The 14529-nt window shown below is 72.5% G+C and carries 12 protein-coding genes; 1 reads left to right on the plus strand and 11 read right to left on the minus strand.

Going from position 1 to position 14529, the window contains the following annotated elements; genetic code table 11:
- Positions 1 to 107: 107 nt before the first annotated feature.
- The 9 genes from ACWGJ5_RS10040 to ACWGJ5_RS10080 form a co-directional block, all read right to left on the minus strand.
- Positions 108 to 656: a DUF4232 domain-containing protein gene (locus ACWGJ5_RS10040; RefSeq protein WP_453309259.1), complete on the minus strand. Its 549-nt coding sequence runs from the start codon at positions 654 to 656 to the stop codon at positions 108 to 110.
- A gap of 373 nt (positions 657 to 1029) precedes the next feature.
- Positions 1030 to 1791 carry an SDR family NAD(P)-dependent oxidoreductase gene (locus ACWGJ5_RS10045; protein ID WP_453309260.1) on the minus strand — a complete coding sequence of 254 codons (762 nt, stop codon included), beginning with the start codon at positions 1789 to 1791 and terminating at the stop codon, positions 1030 to 1032.
- Positions 1792 to 1864: 73 nt separating this feature from the next.
- Positions 1865 to 2449, minus strand: a complete 585-nt coding sequence (locus ACWGJ5_RS10050; protein WP_453309261.1) for a TetR/AcrR family transcriptional regulator — start codon at positions 2447 to 2449, stop codon at positions 1865 to 1867.
- A gap of 53 nt (positions 2450 to 2502) precedes the next feature.
- A complete protein-coding gene (nirD, locus tag ACWGJ5_RS10055) occupies positions 2503 to 2856 on the minus strand; it encodes a nitrite reductase small subunit NirD (RefSeq protein ID WP_453309262.1) in 354 nt (117 codons plus the stop codon).
- Positions 2853 to 5459, minus strand: a complete 2607-nt coding sequence (nirB, locus tag ACWGJ5_RS10060; protein ID WP_453309263.1) for a nitrite reductase large subunit NirB — start codon at positions 5457 to 5459, stop codon at positions 2853 to 2855. The genes nirD and nirB overlap by 4 nt, the downstream gene beginning before the upstream one ends.
- Complete coding sequence (locus ACWGJ5_RS10065; protein WP_453309264.1) at positions 5459 to 6676, minus strand: NAD(P)/FAD-dependent oxidoreductase; 1218 nt, start codon at positions 6674 to 6676, stop codon at positions 5459 to 5461. Before ACWGJ5_RS10065 ends, nirB begins: the two co-directional genes overlap by 1 nt.
- A gap of 138 nt (positions 6677 to 6814) precedes the next feature.
- Positions 6815 to 7453 (minus strand): class F sortase, encoded by a 639-nt coding sequence (locus ACWGJ5_RS10070; protein ID WP_453309265.1) that lies wholly within the window; start codon positions 7451 to 7453, stop codon positions 6815 to 6817.
- Positions 7454 to 7639: 186 nt separating this feature from the next.
- Complete coding sequence (locus ACWGJ5_RS10075; protein WP_453309266.1) at positions 7640 to 8146, minus strand: hypothetical protein; 507 nt, start codon at positions 8144 to 8146, stop codon at positions 7640 to 7642.
- A 311-nt stretch (positions 8147 to 8457) separates the two neighbouring features.
- The gene (locus ACWGJ5_RS10080; protein ID WP_453309267.1) at positions 8458 to 10110 is read right to left on the minus strand and encodes a M4 family metallopeptidase; all 1653 of its coding nucleotides are present in this window, start codon (positions 10108 to 10110) and stop codon (positions 8458 to 8460) included.
- A gap of 139 nt (positions 10111 to 10249) precedes the next feature.
- Between ACWGJ5_RS10080 and ACWGJ5_RS10085 the strand changes: the two genes are divergently transcribed.
- Positions 10250 to 10699: a gamma-glutamylcyclotransferase family protein gene (locus ACWGJ5_RS10085; protein WP_453309268.1), complete on the plus strand. Its 450-nt coding sequence runs from the start codon at positions 10250 to 10252 to the stop codon at positions 10697 to 10699.
- 164 nt (positions 10700 to 10863) lie between these two features.
- On the opposite strand, the gene ACWGJ5_RS10090 is transcribed toward ACWGJ5_RS10085, so the two are convergent.
- Together ACWGJ5_RS10090 and ACWGJ5_RS10095 are read right to left on the minus strand one after the other, a co-directional pair.
- A complete protein-coding gene (locus tag ACWGJ5_RS10090; protein ID WP_453309269.1) occupies positions 10864 to 12960 on the minus strand; it encodes a molybdopterin oxidoreductase family protein in 2097 nt (698 codons plus the stop codon).
- A gap of 98 nt (positions 12961 to 13058) precedes the next feature.
- Entirely contained in the window at positions 13059 to 14528 is a 1470-nt protein-coding gene (locus tag ACWGJ5_RS10095; protein WP_453309270.1) for a membrane-associated oxidoreductase, read from the minus strand.
- Between the last annotated feature and the right edge of the window lies 1 nt (position 14529).

Consider the following 14529-nt stretch of genomic DNA (forward strand, 5'->3'; position numbering starts at 1 on the left):
GCGCCGGACCAGCTGCCGGTCCACCAGGCCCGCAACCCGCCGGACGTGGAGGGGGCGGCCCTTGCTCCGGGGAGCCACCCCTTCCCATGGGCCCTCTCTGCCGCCCCTCAGAACGCCCCCTCCACATTCACCGGACCAACCTGGAAGATCCCGGAGCAGATCGTCCACGGCGCCGGGAGCAGGGTTGCGGCGCGGGAGGCCGGCGGGTAGACCCGCAGGTAGGTGCCGGTGCGCAGGCAGGGGCCGCCGATCGGGCCGTTGGTGGTGCGGACGACCGCCGAGGCCGTGTGGGCGGGGGCGAGCGTGACCGTGCCGTACGAGCTGCCGCTGTGGGTGGCGGCCGGGCCGATCCGGTGGTGGGCGGTGTCCAGCACGCTGACGCCCGGGTAGCCGCGCAGGGCGCAGCTGGTCGCGCCGGTGTTGGTGAACCGGAGCGGCCAGTACAGCGACCCCGCCGCGCCTTCCTTGCTGCCCATGGAGAGGTACAGGTCGCTCACGGCACAGGTCCGGACAGTGGTCGAGGCCCGTGCCGCCGGGGTCGCGCTCCACGCGGCGCCCGCGGCCGTGAGGCCCAGGAGAGCGGCGGTCAGTACGGCGGCCGGGCCGCGCCTGGGGAGCGTCCGGAGGAGTCTCAGGGGGTACGGAAACTGGAACATGACGGATCCGCCTCCATCGGGCGAATGGGTGGATGAAGGTCAGTCACTGTGTTGGATGCACCCCGGGACGGAAAAGTTGTGCATCGTGCCCGACGTCCCGCCCGACGTCCCGCCCGGTGTCCCGCCCGGTGTCCCGCCCGGCGTCCCGTCCGGGACATTCCTGCCGGGTGCCCGCCGCCCCCTGCTGACACACGGCCGCATTGACCCTTTGCGGGCGAGTTGAGGTGGGGGAAACGTCCGGAAGCTGTTCGAGGACCCGTCCGTACCGTTCGCCCGCTCGCTGCTGAACTCCGCGCCGATCGCCGGCGCGACCACGCTGGGCACCCTGCTCCCGGCGTCCCTCGCCGGTCACGGATCGACTGACCCCGAGCGTTCACAGCGTGGCGCCGCTGTCCACCACCAGATCGGTGCCGACGACCGGGGCCGCGTCGTCCGAGGCCAGGTAGAGGACGGCGGCGGCGACCTCCCGGGTGGTGGCGACGCGGCCGAGCGGGAGGGTGGCCCGCGCACGTTCGGCCCGGTCCGCCTCGGTCTCGCCGGAACGCAGGGACATGGAGGTCTCGGTGGCGCCGGGGCTGACCACGTTGATCCGGACGCCGTCCCGGATGTGGTCCAGCGCGGCGCCCCGGCTGAGCGCGGTCACGGCGGCCTTGGTCGCGGAGTAGGCGGCGGCTCCGGGGGAGGCGGTGTGCAGGCCGAAGGTGGAGGAGACGTTCACGATCGCGCCGCCCGCCGGCTGGGTGCGCATCCGGCGGATCTGCGCCTGGAGGGCCAGGAAGACGCCGGTGACGTTGGTCGCGAGCTGGGTGTGCCAGTCCTCCTCCGGGAGGTCCGTGATCGGCTGCCCGCCGCGGAAGACGCCCGCGTTGTTGACCGCCACGTCGAGCGAGCCGAAGGCCTCGACCGCAGCCCGGACCAACGTCTCCGCGTCCTGCGCGCGCGAGACGTCGGCGCTCACCGCGAGGGCCTTGCCGCCCTGCTCCTCGATCAGCCGGACGGTCTCCGCCAAGGGCTCGCTCCGCCGGCCGGCGACGACCACCTGGGCCCCTTCGGCGGCGAAGGCGAGGGCGACGGCCCGGCCGATGCCGGATCCGGCGCCGGTGACGAGGGCCGTCCGGCCGGTGAAGCGAGCCATGGGGATCTCCTTTATTGGAACGATCGGTTCAGTATGAGGACATGAAAAACGCCCTCCGGACGGAGGGCGTACGTCAGTCGAGCAGCGCCAGCGCCTGCTCCGCCGCGTCCCGCACCCGGGCCGGGTCCGAGGACGCCTTGCCGACCACCCGCAACCCCTGCATCAGCACCAGCAGCATGCGGGCGAGGACGAGCGGGTCCCGGTCGGCGGGCAGCTCACCCTGGGCCTGGGCGCGGGTGAGCGCCGAGTGCAGCGCGGTCTCGATGTGGTCCCAGTTGCGCTCGACGCGCCGGGCGGCGGCCGGGTCGTGCGGGGCCAGTTCGGCGGCCGTGTTGGTGATCAGGCAGCCGTTCAGCCGCAGCCGCTCGTCGGCGGCCTCCGCCGCGTACCGCCGTACGACCGCCCGCACGGCCGGCAGGGCGGCGCCCGGCCGGGACAGCTCCCGCACGATCCGGCCGAGCCCCGACTCCTCGTAGCGCTCCAGCGCCTTCAGGTACAGCTCGTGCTTGTTGCCGAAGGTCGCGTACAGGCTCGCCCTGCCGATGCCGAGGTGCTCGACCAGGTCGGCCATCGACGTCGCCTCGTAGCCGCGCCGCCAGAACAGCTCCAGGGCTGACTGCAGCGCGGCGTCCGGATCGAACTCCTTGGTCCTGGCCACGTACCGCAGCCTAGGCTTTTCTGGAACGATCGGTCAAGCAACCGAGGCAGGGGCTAGGCCGCCCGCACCTCGTACGCGGCGACCCGCACCTCCTCGTCGTCCAGACACTCCCCGCTGACCAGGTCGAAGCGCTGCTTGAGCAGGGGCGAGGCGACGAACGGGCGGTCCCGGTGGGTGCCGGTCAGGCCGCGGGAGAGGACGGCCGCGCCGGTGAAGGGGTCGCGGTTGTCGACGGCGTACAGGCGGTCGGCGCGGTCCCGGAAGAGGGCCACCTGGCGGCCGTCCGGCAGCAGGGCGGCCACCCCGCGGCCCGGGGTGAGCGCGCTCAGGTCGCAGGCCGTGAACCAGTCGTCGTCGGCGAGCCGGAGCTGGACCTTCAGGTCGGTGGTCTCGACAGCCAGGGTCATCGGGCGCTTCCTTCCAGGACGTCGTCGGCGGGCCGCAAACCGATGTTCAGCAGCGGCAGGTCGGGCTTGATCTGGTCGCGCTCGGGGACGAAGGCGACGACCGGGTCCGGGGTGTCCGGGGCGTTCACGAAGGACACGAACCGGGCGAGCTTCTCGGGGTCGTTGATGGTCTCCGCCCACTCGTCGCGGTAGTGGGAGACGTGCGCCCGCATCAGCTGCTCCAGGTCGTCGCAGATGCCGAGCGAGTCGTGCACCACCACGTCCCGTACGTGGTCCAGGCCGCCCGGGATCCGCTCCAGCCACACGCTCGTGCGCTCCAGGCGGTCGGCCGTGCGGATGTAGAACATCAGGAAACGGTCGATCAGGCGGATCAGTTCGGCGTCGGAGAGGTCCTGGGCCAGCAGGTCCGCGTGGCGCGGGGTGGCGCCGCCGTTGCCGCCGACGTACAGGTTCCAGCCGCCCACGGTGGCGATCACCCCGAAGTCCTTCGACTGGGCCTCGGCGCACTCGCGCTGGCAGCCGGAGACCGCCGACTTCAGCTTGTGCGGGGAGCGCAGGCCCCGGTAGCGCAGCTCCAGGTCGATCGCCATCCTGACGGAGTCCTGGACGCCGTAGCGGCACCAGGTGGAGCCCACGCAGGACTTCACCGTGCGCAGCGCCTTGCCGTAGGCGTGCCCGGACTCGAAGCCGGCGTCCACCAACCGGGCCCAGATCAGCGGCAGCTGCTCGACCCGCGCACCGAACATGTCGATGCGCTGACCACCGGTGATCTTCGTGTAGAGGCCGAAGTCCCGGGCGATCTCGCCGATCACGATCAGCTTCTCGGGCGCGATCTCACCGCCGGGGATGCGCGGCACGACCGAGTACGAGCCGTTCTTCTGCAGGTTGGCCAGGAAGTGGTCGTTGGTGTCCTGCAGGGCCGCCTGCTCGCCGTCCAGGACATAGCCGCTCGCGCCGATCGACGGGGCGAGGGAGGCGATGATCGAGCCGACCGCCGGCTTGCAGGTCTCGCAGCCGTCGCCGTCCCGGGCGCCCTCGCGGCCGTAGCGGTCCAGCAGCTCCTGGTACGACGTGATGCGCAGCGCGAGGACGATCTCGTACAGCTCCTCGCGGGTCTGGGCGAAGCAGCCGCACAGGCCCTTGTCGACCTCGACGCCGGACGCCTCCAGCTCGGCGTTGACGAGCTGGCCGAGCACCTTGACGCAACTGCCGCAGCCGGTACCGGCCTTGGTGCACTTCTTCACCTCGGGCACGGTGGTGCACTCGTGCTCCGTCACCGCGCCCCGGATGGCGCCCTTGCTGACGTTGTGGCAGGAGCAGATGATCGCCTCGTCCGGCAGTGCGGACGGGCCGAGCTGGGCCCCCGAGTCGGCTCCGACGGGCAGGACGAGCGACTCGGGGGAGATGGGCGGCACCGAACCGGTCAGGGCGCGCAGGGTGCCGTACGCGTCCGCGTCGCCGACCAGGATGCCGCCGAGCAGCGTGCCGTCCGGGCCGATGACCAGCTTCTTGTACAGGCCGGCGCGGGAGTCGGAGTAGACGACGTCCAGGCAGTCCGCGGTGGTGCCGTGGGCGTCGCCGAAGGACGCCACGTCCACGCCGAGCAGCTTCAGCTTGGTGGACAGGTCGGCGCCGACGAAGGCGGCTTCGTCGGAGGCGATCGTCGCCGCGGCCGTCTGCGCCTGCTCGTACCCGGGCGCCACCAGGCCGTACACCCGGCCGTCCGCCGCCAGCGCGCACTCGCCGATCGCGAAGACGTGCGGGTCGGTCACGGTGCGGCACTGCTCGTCCACCGTGATGCCGCCGCGCTCGCCGACCGTCAGGCCGCAGTCCCGGGCCAGCTGGTCGCGGGGGCGGACTCCGGCGCTGAACACGACCATGTCGGTGGGCAGTTCGGAGCCGTCGGACAGCTTCATGCCGGTGACCGCGCCGGAGCCGTCCGTGACGATCTCCTGCGTGCCCACGCCCGTGTGCACGCTCAGGCCCATGCCCGCGATGGTCCGCAGCAGCGCCGCGCCACCGCCCTCGTCGACCTGCACCGGCATCAGGCGCGGCGCGAACTCCACGATGTGGGTGGCCAGTCCGAGTCCCTTCAGCGCACCGGCCGCCTCCAGGCCGAGCAGGCCGCCGCCGACCACGGCGCCGGTCGTCGCCCTCGTCCTCGCGTACTCCTCGATGGCGAGGAGGTCCTCGATGGTCCGGTAGACGAAACAGCCGGTGGCGTCCTTGTTGGGCACCGGCGGCACGAACGGGTAGGACCCGGTGGCCAGCACGAGGGTGTCGTACGCGAAGACCTGGCCGGACCTGGCGGTGACCGTCCTCGCCTCGCGGTCGATCGTCTCCGCCGGGTCGCCGACGTACAGCTCGATGCCGTGGTCCTCGATGAACTCCATGTCGGTCATGGAGAGGTCCTCGGCGGTCCTGCCCGAGAAGTACGAGGTGAGGGCGACACGGTCGTACGCGGGACGCGGCTCCTCGCACAGCACGACCACGCGGTGCGTGGCGGTCAGGCCGCGCTCGGCGAGCGCTTCGAGGAAGCGCTGGCCGACCATGCCGTGGCCGACGAGCACGATCGTGGGGGTGGCCCCCGGGGCGGTGGTCATCAGGAGCCTCCGTCATTGGTGAGCAGGTGGAGCAGGGGGCCGCCGTCGGAGGGGAGCGGCTCTGCTCCCTCCCAGGCGCGGGCGAGCGCGCCGACGGTGCCGAGTTCGCCGACGAGGACCCCGCCGACCAGGCGGTCCTCGCGGACGACGACCTTGCGGTAGGTGCCGCGGGTGGCGTCGGCGAGCCGTACGACGTCGTCGCCGGGGCGCGCCTCGGTCTCGCCGAACGCGGCCAGGTCGAAGGGGGAGCCCGGGCCGGTGAGGGTCAGCCGGGTCAGGGAACGGGTGCCGGAGTAGCGGGCGCCGGGGTTGCCCGCGAGCAGCTCGGCGAGGGCGTCGGCCTGTTCCACGGCGGGTGTGGCCAGGCCGTAGACCGTGCCGTCGTGCTGGACGCAGTCGCCGACGGCGTGGATGTGCGGGTCGGAGGTGCGCAGTTCGTCGTCGACGAGGATGCCCTGGTGCACGGCGAGACCGGCCTGTTCGGCGAGTCCGGTGCGCGGGCGCACCCCGCAGGCGAGGACGACGAGGTCGGCGTCGAGGGCGTATCCGTCGGCCAGCTCCACCGAGCGGACGGCGCCCGCGACGCAGCGCACGTCCCGTACCCGGCACTCGGTGTGCACCTCGACGCCCAGGTCGGTCAGGTGCCGCAGCACCAGCCGGGAGGCGTCCGGGTCGAGCTGGCGTTCCATGATCCGCTCGGCCTGCTGGGCGAGGACCACCTGGGCGCCGCGCGCGGCGAGCGCGCGGGCGGCGGACACGCCGAGCAGCCCGCCCCCGATGACGACGGCGCGCACACCCGGCCGGACCGCCTTGGCCAGCCCCAGGCAGTCGTCCATCGTGCGGAACGCGTGGATGCCCTCGGGGAGTTGGTGGTCCGGGGTGAACAGACCGCGCAGGGGCGGCAGCACGGGGTTGGAGCCGGTGGCGAGCACCAGTGTGTCGTATGCGATCGAGGAGCCGTCGGCGCACTCGGCGGTCCGGGCCCCCCGGTCGATACGGGTGACCCGGGCGCGCAGCAGGCCATCGGGCGCCGGCAGGCCGATCACCTCGGGGGCGTACCGTCCGGCCAGCACCTCGGCGAGCAGCATCCGGTTGTACGGCGGGTGCTCCTCCTCGCCGACGAGCAGCGCGGGCGTGCCCAGCTCGCCGAGCCGCAGGGCGAGCCGTGCGCCCGCGAGGCCGGCGCCGATCACCACCACACGCGTATTCGAGGTCATGCACTTGAGCGTGCGGTCCCGACGTTACCCGGTCGCATCACGCCTGTTTCCCGTGAGGAACGCTGCCCTCAGCGGGGCCGTGCAGGGGGTGTGAGGGGTCCGTGCGGGCGCCGGGGCGGGCTGTGAGGTCGCGAGTCGTCAGCGGCTCCCGGTCAGGTGGGCGAACACCACCACGTTGCCCTGGTAGCCGGTGGCCTTCGAGTAGCCGCCGCCGCAGGTGATCACGCGGAGTTCGGGGCGGGGCGCCGCGCCGTAGACCTTCTCGTCGGGGAAGTTGTTCGCCGCGTACACCTTCACCGCGTCCACGGTGAACACGGCCACGGAGCCGTCCCGGCGGTCCACCTCTATGCGGGCGCCGCGTTTCAGCGCGCCCAGGTCGTAGAAGACGGCGGGGCCCTCGGCGTTGTCGACATGGCCGGCGACGATCGCGGTGCCCGTCTCGCCGGGTATGGTGCCGGCCTCGTACCAGCCGGCCAGGTTCTTGTTCTGGGCCGGGGGTGCGTCCAGGCTGCCGGAGCGGGTCAGGGCCAGGCTCGTCAGCGGGGCGTTCACGCGGATCGCGGGGATGCGGATGCGGGTGGGCATGGAGGGGGCGAGGGCGGGGGCCGCGAGCGGCTCGCGCCCCGGTTCCGGGCGCCCCTCGGCCACGGCGGGCTGTGGCGGTGCGTGCGTCCCGGCACTGCCGCCGAGCAGCCACACCCCGGAGCCGAGGGCCACGACGGTGACCGCGGCTATCGCGGTGTCGCCGAGCCTGTCGCGCTTGGTTCTGCTGCGCATACGAACCCTTCTCCCAGGGGCCGGACCCCGAAGACCGGGGGGAGGCCCCGAACACGCCGGGGGGTGGACCCCGAATATCCGGGGCTGGGTCGCCCTTGACCCCCTCCCCCTCCGGGTCGCGAGGGGCATCGGACCCGGAGGGGGCGGGATGTGCGGTACCGGCTGACGGACAGCGGAGGGTGTCCGTCAGATCCCGTCGCCGCTCGCCCGGCGATGCAGGAGCCAGGTACCGCCCGCGGCGGCGACGGCCAGCGCCGTCACACCCGCCGCGGTTTTCACGGGGTCGGTGCCGAGTGCGCCGCCGACCCCCGTCTTCACGCTTCCTCGCGGCTGCACCTGCTCGTGCGCCGCGCTCAAGGCCACCACCAGGTCGCCGGTCACCTGCCGCTTGCCCTCGGCACACTTGGCGACGATCTCGTACGTCCCGGGCTGCGCGCTCTCCGGCACCTGGAACTGCCCGATCGCCTCGCCGTTGTGCGAGCTGGGCGCCAGCGTGAAGGTGCCGGCGCCGAGCGCGCTCGCGTCCCCGACCGCCGAGCCCCTGTCGCCGCACGCGGCGGTGTTCGCCGAGACCTGGGCGCCGGGCACCACGCTGGAGGGGTACAGGTCCAGGCTGCCGGTGCCGGCCCAGGCGGGTGCCGCGGCTGCCACGACGAGCGCGGTACCGGCCAGCAGACGGGCGATGCGTCGCATGGTGCTCCCCAGGTCTCGCGTCTCGGTCCGTTCCTTACCGAGGTAAGTCGCAGTCCGGGAGTCGCGCTCCCTGATGACCCGTCAGAATTGCGGTGAACGGGTGTCCTGCCCGGCCCCCACACGGCCTAGCCCGCGCCGGATTCCGTCAGGTCACCGGCGTACGCGGACCCCGGAGGGATGACCGGTATGAAGAAAACACGAATGGAGCGACGCTGCCCGTTGAACGGGTGACGGCAGGGGTGGCGCAGCAGACCGCGGCTGCCCCGGAACCATCACCGGGGCGGCCGCGGCCTGGCGTACCCGATGCGGGCTCAGTTCACGTTGACGGCGCTCCAGGCCGCCGCCACCGCGTTGTACTCCGCGCTGCCCGCGCCGTACAGGTCCTTCGCGGCGTTCAGCGTCGCCGACCTCGCCCCCGCGTAGTTCGTGGAGGAGGTCATGTAGACCGTCAGCGCCCGGTACCAGATCTTGCCGACCTTGTCCCGGCCGATGCCGGTGACCGTGGAGCCGTTGGAGGTGGGGGAGTCGTAGCTGACGCCGTTGATGGTCTTCGGGCCGCTGCCCTCCGCCAGCAGGTAGGCGAAGTGGTTGGCGACGCCGGAGGAGTAGTGGACGTCGAGGTTCCCGACCGACGAACTCCAGTAGTCCGCCGAGTTGCCGTCCTTGGACGGCTTGTCCATGTAGCGCAGGGCGGTGTGGCCGAAGCCGGACTTCACGATCTTCTCGCCGATGAGGTAGTCGCCGGGGTCGGACGGGTTGTTCGCGTACCACTCCACCATCGTGCCGAGGATGTCCGAGGTGGCCTCGTTGAGCCCGCCGGACTCGCCGGAGTAGGTCAGCGCGGCCGTCTTGGAGGTGACTCCGTGGGTCATCTCGTGCCCGGCGACGTCGAGGGCGACCAGCGGCCCGAAGGTGGTGCCGTCACCGTCGCCGTACGTCATGCAGAAGCAACTGTCGTCCCAGAAGGCGTTGTTGTAGTTGCTGCCGTAGTGGACACGGTTGTACGAGCCCTTGCCGTCGCCCGCGATGCCGTTGCGCCCCTGGACGTTCTTGTAGTAGTCCCAGGTCGTGTTGGTGCCGTACTGGGCGTCGACGGCGGCCGAGGCGCGGTCGGAGGTGGTGCCGGTGCCCCAGTGGTTGTCGGCGTCCGTGAACAGGTCCGCGGGCGCCCGGCTGAAGCAGATGCCGAAGAAGCACAGGTCCGTCTTGCCCTCGGCGTCACCGGTGTAGGTGTTGCCGCGCGTCGGGTCCTTGAGCTGGTACGACGATCCCGACTGGGTCGTCTCCAGCGGCACCGTCCCGCTGTACAGCGACTTTCCGTCGCCGGCGGCGGTCTCGATGCTGTCCCAGGCGTCGATCTGGCGGCCGGTGCGGGCGTCGGTCAGCACGGTACGGGCGACCGGGTTGCCGAGCGAGTCGAGGCCGACCGCGTTGGTGCGCCAGGCGAGCCTCGGGGTGCCGTGCAGGGCGTCGACGATCAGCTCGGGCTTGGCCTTGACCTGCTGGAGCGCGTCCCCGAGGTTGGCGGCGCGCAGGGCGTTCACGGCGAGGTCGGCTGCCTTGGGGGCCGAGATCTCCGGGAGGATGGAGCCGAGGGATATCGGGCTGCGGGTGGCCCGGTTCGCGCTGCGGTAGGTGCCGTTCGGGGCCAGGTGGACCACGAAGTCGCCGCCCAGCACGGGCAGTCCGTGGTAGGTGCGGTCGTAGCGGACGTGCTGGGTGCCGTCCTTGTCCACGATCACGTCGCGGACGCTGGTGTCCTCGGCGGAGGTCAGGCCCAGGCCGGCGGCGTGGGCCAGGAGTGCCGACGCCGCGTTCTGGATCGCGGTGGCCCTGGTCGGTCTGGCGTCGGCGTGGGCGGCGGGGGAAAGGGCCACGGACAGCAGGGTCGCGGTGGTGACGGCGACGCCGGCGGTGGTGGCGAGACGACGGGATCCTCGGACGTGCTGGCGTATCCGGCTCATGGATCTCCTCGGGGAAGCGCCCGTCAAGGCGTGGGGGCGGCGCTGATGTCCCCAGTGATTTAAGGGGCCCTGACATGTCATGTCCATAGCCCCTTCATGGAGATGTGTGTGGAGCCGAAGGGGGTAGAGAATCGTTTCCGTGATCACCGAGGAGAACGAGAACGACCCTGAGGAGCCCGGAACCCCACTGCCCTTCTTCGTCTACGGCACCCTGCGCCCCGGCGAGGCCAACCACGACCTCTTCCTGCGGGGCCGCACCACGTCGGAGGAACCGGCCCGACTCCCTGGTGCCGTGCTGTACGACGGACCTGGCTACCCCTATGCCGTCGAAGAGCCCGGGGGAGAGGTGTACGGCGAGTTGGTGACCTGCCGGCCGGAGGCGTACGAGGAGCTACTGGCCGCCCTCGACCGGCTGGAGGAGTGCACGCCGGGCGATCCGCGCAACCTGTACGAGCGCGTCGCCCGGGACGTCGTACGCACCGACGGCACCACCTCCCGGGCCTGGGTGTACCTGGCCGCATCGCGCGTGGCGGTCCGGCTGCGGGACCAGGGCCGGCCGATCGACGGCGGGCACTGGGGCGGGCGCTGATCAGTCCAGCAATGTGTTCGTTCCGTACGGCACGGGCGCACTCGCCAACTGCTTGCGCTGGAGGCGCTCGGGTACACGCGGAAGTCGTACCGGAGCTTCACACCGGAACCGGCAGGTGGCGTGGATGGCTCATGCGGGGGAGATCGTGGCGGTCTGCCGATCTCCTAACTCCGCACGACCTCCACCCGCACCGCGCACGACTTGAACTCCGGCATCCGGGACGTGGGGTCGAGTGCCGGGTTGGTCAGGGTGTTGGCGCGGCCCTCGCCGGGCCAGTGGAAGGGCATGAAGACGGTGTCCGGGCGGATGGCGGAGGTGATCCGGGCGGGGGCGGTCGCCCGGCCCCGGCGGGAGGTCACGGTCACCGGATCCCCGTCGGCGGCACCGATCCGGGCCGCGAGCCGGGGGTGCAGTTCCACGAAGGGGCCGGGAGCGGCGGCGTTCAGCTCGGTCACCCTCCGGGTCTGGGCGCCCGACTGGTACTGCGCGACCACCCGGCCGGTGGTCAGCAGCAGCGGGTACTCGGCGTCCGGTTCCTCCGCCGTCGCCCGGTGCGCCACGGCGACGAACCGGGCGCGGCCGTCGTCGGTGGCGAACCGGTCGAGGAAGAGGCGGGGGGTGCCCGGGTGGGCCTCGTCCGTGGCGCCCTCCGACGGCTCCGGGCACGGCCAGAACACCCCGTTCTCCCTGGCCAGCCGCCCGTACGTGATCCCGGAGTAGTCCGCCGGGCCGCCCGCGCTCGCCCGGCGGAGTTCGTCGAAGGCCTCCTCCGGTTCGATCGGGAAGCCCTTCTCCACGCCGAGGCGCGCGGCCAGCTCGTGCAGGACGTACAGGTCGCTGTGGACGCCGGGCGGCGGGGTGACCGCCTGGCGGCGCAGCAGGACCCTGCCCTCCAGGCTGGTCGTCGTGCCCGACTCCTCCGCCCACTGCGTCACCGGCAGGACCACGTCCGCCAGCTCGGCCGTCTCCGACCGTACGACGTCACAAACGGCCAGGAAGTCGAGGGACTTGATGCGCTCCTCCACGTGGGCCGCGCGTGGCGCCGACACCACCGGGTTGGAGCCCATCAGCAGCAGCGCCCTGATGTCCGTGCCGAGGGCGTCGAGGAGTTCGTACGCGCTGCGTCCGGGGCCGGGGAGCGCATCCGGGTCGACGCCCCACACTCCGGCCACATGCGCCCGTGCCGCCGGGTCGTCCAGCTTGCGGTAGCCGGGCAACTGGTCGGCCTTCTGGCCGTGTTCGCGCCCGCCCTGCCCGTTGCCCTGCCCGGTCAGACAGCCGTACCCGGACAGCGGGCGGCCCGCCCGGCCGGTCGCCAGGCACAGGTTGATCCACGCGCCCACCGTGTCCGTCCCCTTGGACTGCTGCTCCGGCCCGCGTGCGGTGAGCACCATCGCCGACTCGGGCTCGCAGAACAGCCGTACAGCCTCGCGCAGTTGCGGAACGGACACCCCCGTGATCCGCTCCACGTGCTCCGGCCAGTGCGCCATCGCCGCCGCGCGCGCCTGCTCCCAGCCCGTCGTCCGCTCCCGGATGTACTCCTCGTCCGTCCGCCCCTCCGCCACCACCAGGTGCAGCAGGCCGAGGGCCAGGGCGAGGTCGGTGCCGGGGCGGGGGGCCAGGTGCAGGTCCGCCTGCTCGGCCGTCCTCGTCCGGCGCGGGTCGACGACGATCAACGTGCCGCCGTTCTCCCGCAGTTCGGTGAAGAAGCGCAGGGACGGCGGCATGGTCTCCGCGAGGTTCGACCCGACGAGGATCACGCACCCGGTCTTCGGGATGTCCTCCAGGGGGAAGGGGAGGCCCCGGTCGAGACCGAACGCCTTGGTGCCCGCCGCCGCGGCCGAGGACATGCAGAACCGGCCGTTGTAGTCGATCTGCGAGGTGCCGAGCACCACCCGGGCGAACTTCCCGAGCGCGTACGCCTTCTCGTTCGTCAGCCCGCCCCCGCCGAACACACCCAGCGCGTCCGCGCCGTACTCCTGCCGTATGGTCCCGAGCCGCTCGGCGATCCGGTCCAGCGCCTCGGCCCAGCCCGCCTCGACCAGCCGGCCCCCGGACCGCACCAGCGGCGAGGTCAGCCGTACCGCCGGCGACAGCACCTCGGCCGCCGTACGGCCCTTGCCGCACAGCGCGCCCCGGTTCACCGGGAAGTCCGTCCGCTCGGTCACCTCGACGCCCCCCTGCGGCAGGGGCATGATGTTCATCCCGCACTGCAAGGCGCAGTACGGGCAGTGGGTGGGCGTCGAGGCGATCGGTTCCATGCCGCCAGCGTGCGTCGGGCGTGTTACGGCCCCGACCGCTTCCGGTTACACGCCCGGCACGGCGGCCTCCCCGCCGGGCCGGTGACGCCGTGAGGTCCCTACTGCCGGCTCAGCGAGCGGCTGACGCCCGCCGCGATGGTCGTCGCCAGCACCCAGCCGGTGACGATCAGCAGATACGACAGCCACTGGTACCACCCGCCCGGCGCGTACGCCCCCTCCTGGCCGAAGTCGATGATCGGCAGCAGCAGGTCGAGCGTGTAGAAGAGCGGGTTGAACGCGGGCGCCTCGGCGGGCTTGAGCGCGGGCGGATGGTGCAGGGCGAAGGCGAGCGTGCCGGTGCACAGCAGGAGCAGCAGCCAGCCCGCGGCCCGCATCGGGCGGAAGCCGTAGCCGACGGCCGCGTCCTGGAGGAAGCCCCACAGCCGGGCGTACGGCGGCAGGGTACGGCGGTGCCGGCGGAGCTTGGCCAGCTGGACGGTGCGCGCGGCGGCGTCGTCGCCCACCGTGCGGTAGGCCGTGGTGAGCTGCTCGTAGGGCTGCGGAAGGTAGCCGTCCGGCTCGCGTTCCAGCAGCGGAAGACGCTGCTCGGCGGTCAGGTGCGGGGTCAGGACGCGGTAGCCGAGCCCGTCGAGCCGGACCTGCCGGGGCCACACCTCGGGCGGCACGTGCAGCAGGTCGAGCTGGGCCCGGCGCAGATTGACCGCTCCCTCGATGGGAGCGGCCTCGCGCAGCCACAGCTCGCCGATGACACTGCTGCTGGCGCGCAGGGCCTGCCCGCCCGGGTTGGACAGGCGGGCGTGGGCGAGGTTGAGCTGACGGGGAATCCTGGCACCGGCCAGATTGACCCGGCCGTGGGTCCGCAGCCGCATGGCGTGCAGGTCGGTGCCGACCGTCAGGACCTCGGCGTGCAAGGCGGAGCCGCCGGGGGCGTTCAGCTCGGCGTCGTTGAGATTGACCTGCCCGCCGACGACCGCCCCGTTCAGGTGCACCTTGCCGTGCGCCACCAGCCCCGGGGCCCACACGTCGGTGGCCACCTCGGCGTGGTTGAGCTGGAGCACGGGCTCCTCGGGGACCTCGCCGGGACTGCCGAGCCGCGCACCGCCCGCGAAGAACGCCCCGGACAGCTTCGCCCCCTGGAGGCGTACCGGCCCCGTGATCCGGCAGCAGCTGATCCGCACGACCCCTTCGGCGCGCAGGTTCCCGGCCGTCAGCCCCGGCAGCACCGAGTCGCTCAGGACCAGCGCGACGACCCGCGCCCCGTACAGTTCGGGCGCCTCCTCGAAGTGGCAGAAACGCAGCCGGACCGGATGGCCGACGGTGCCGTACCTGAGGTCCAGCCGCCCGGTGATGCGCGCCCCCCACACCTTCAGCCCGGCGATCCGGTCGTTCCGCACCGGCCCGTCCAGCAGCAGCTCCCGCAGCACCTCCGCCCGCAGCGTCCGCTCCGGACCCCATGACGTGCCCCGCTCGGGGTCCTCGTCGTCGCCCTCCCGGAAGTCGACCCCTTCGCCGAGCGGGAAAGCCTCCCGGACGCGCCGCTCCGCGGGCGTCAGGTCCGTGAGCTCCATG

Source organism: Streptomyces sp. NPDC054783 (assembly GCF_053611725.1).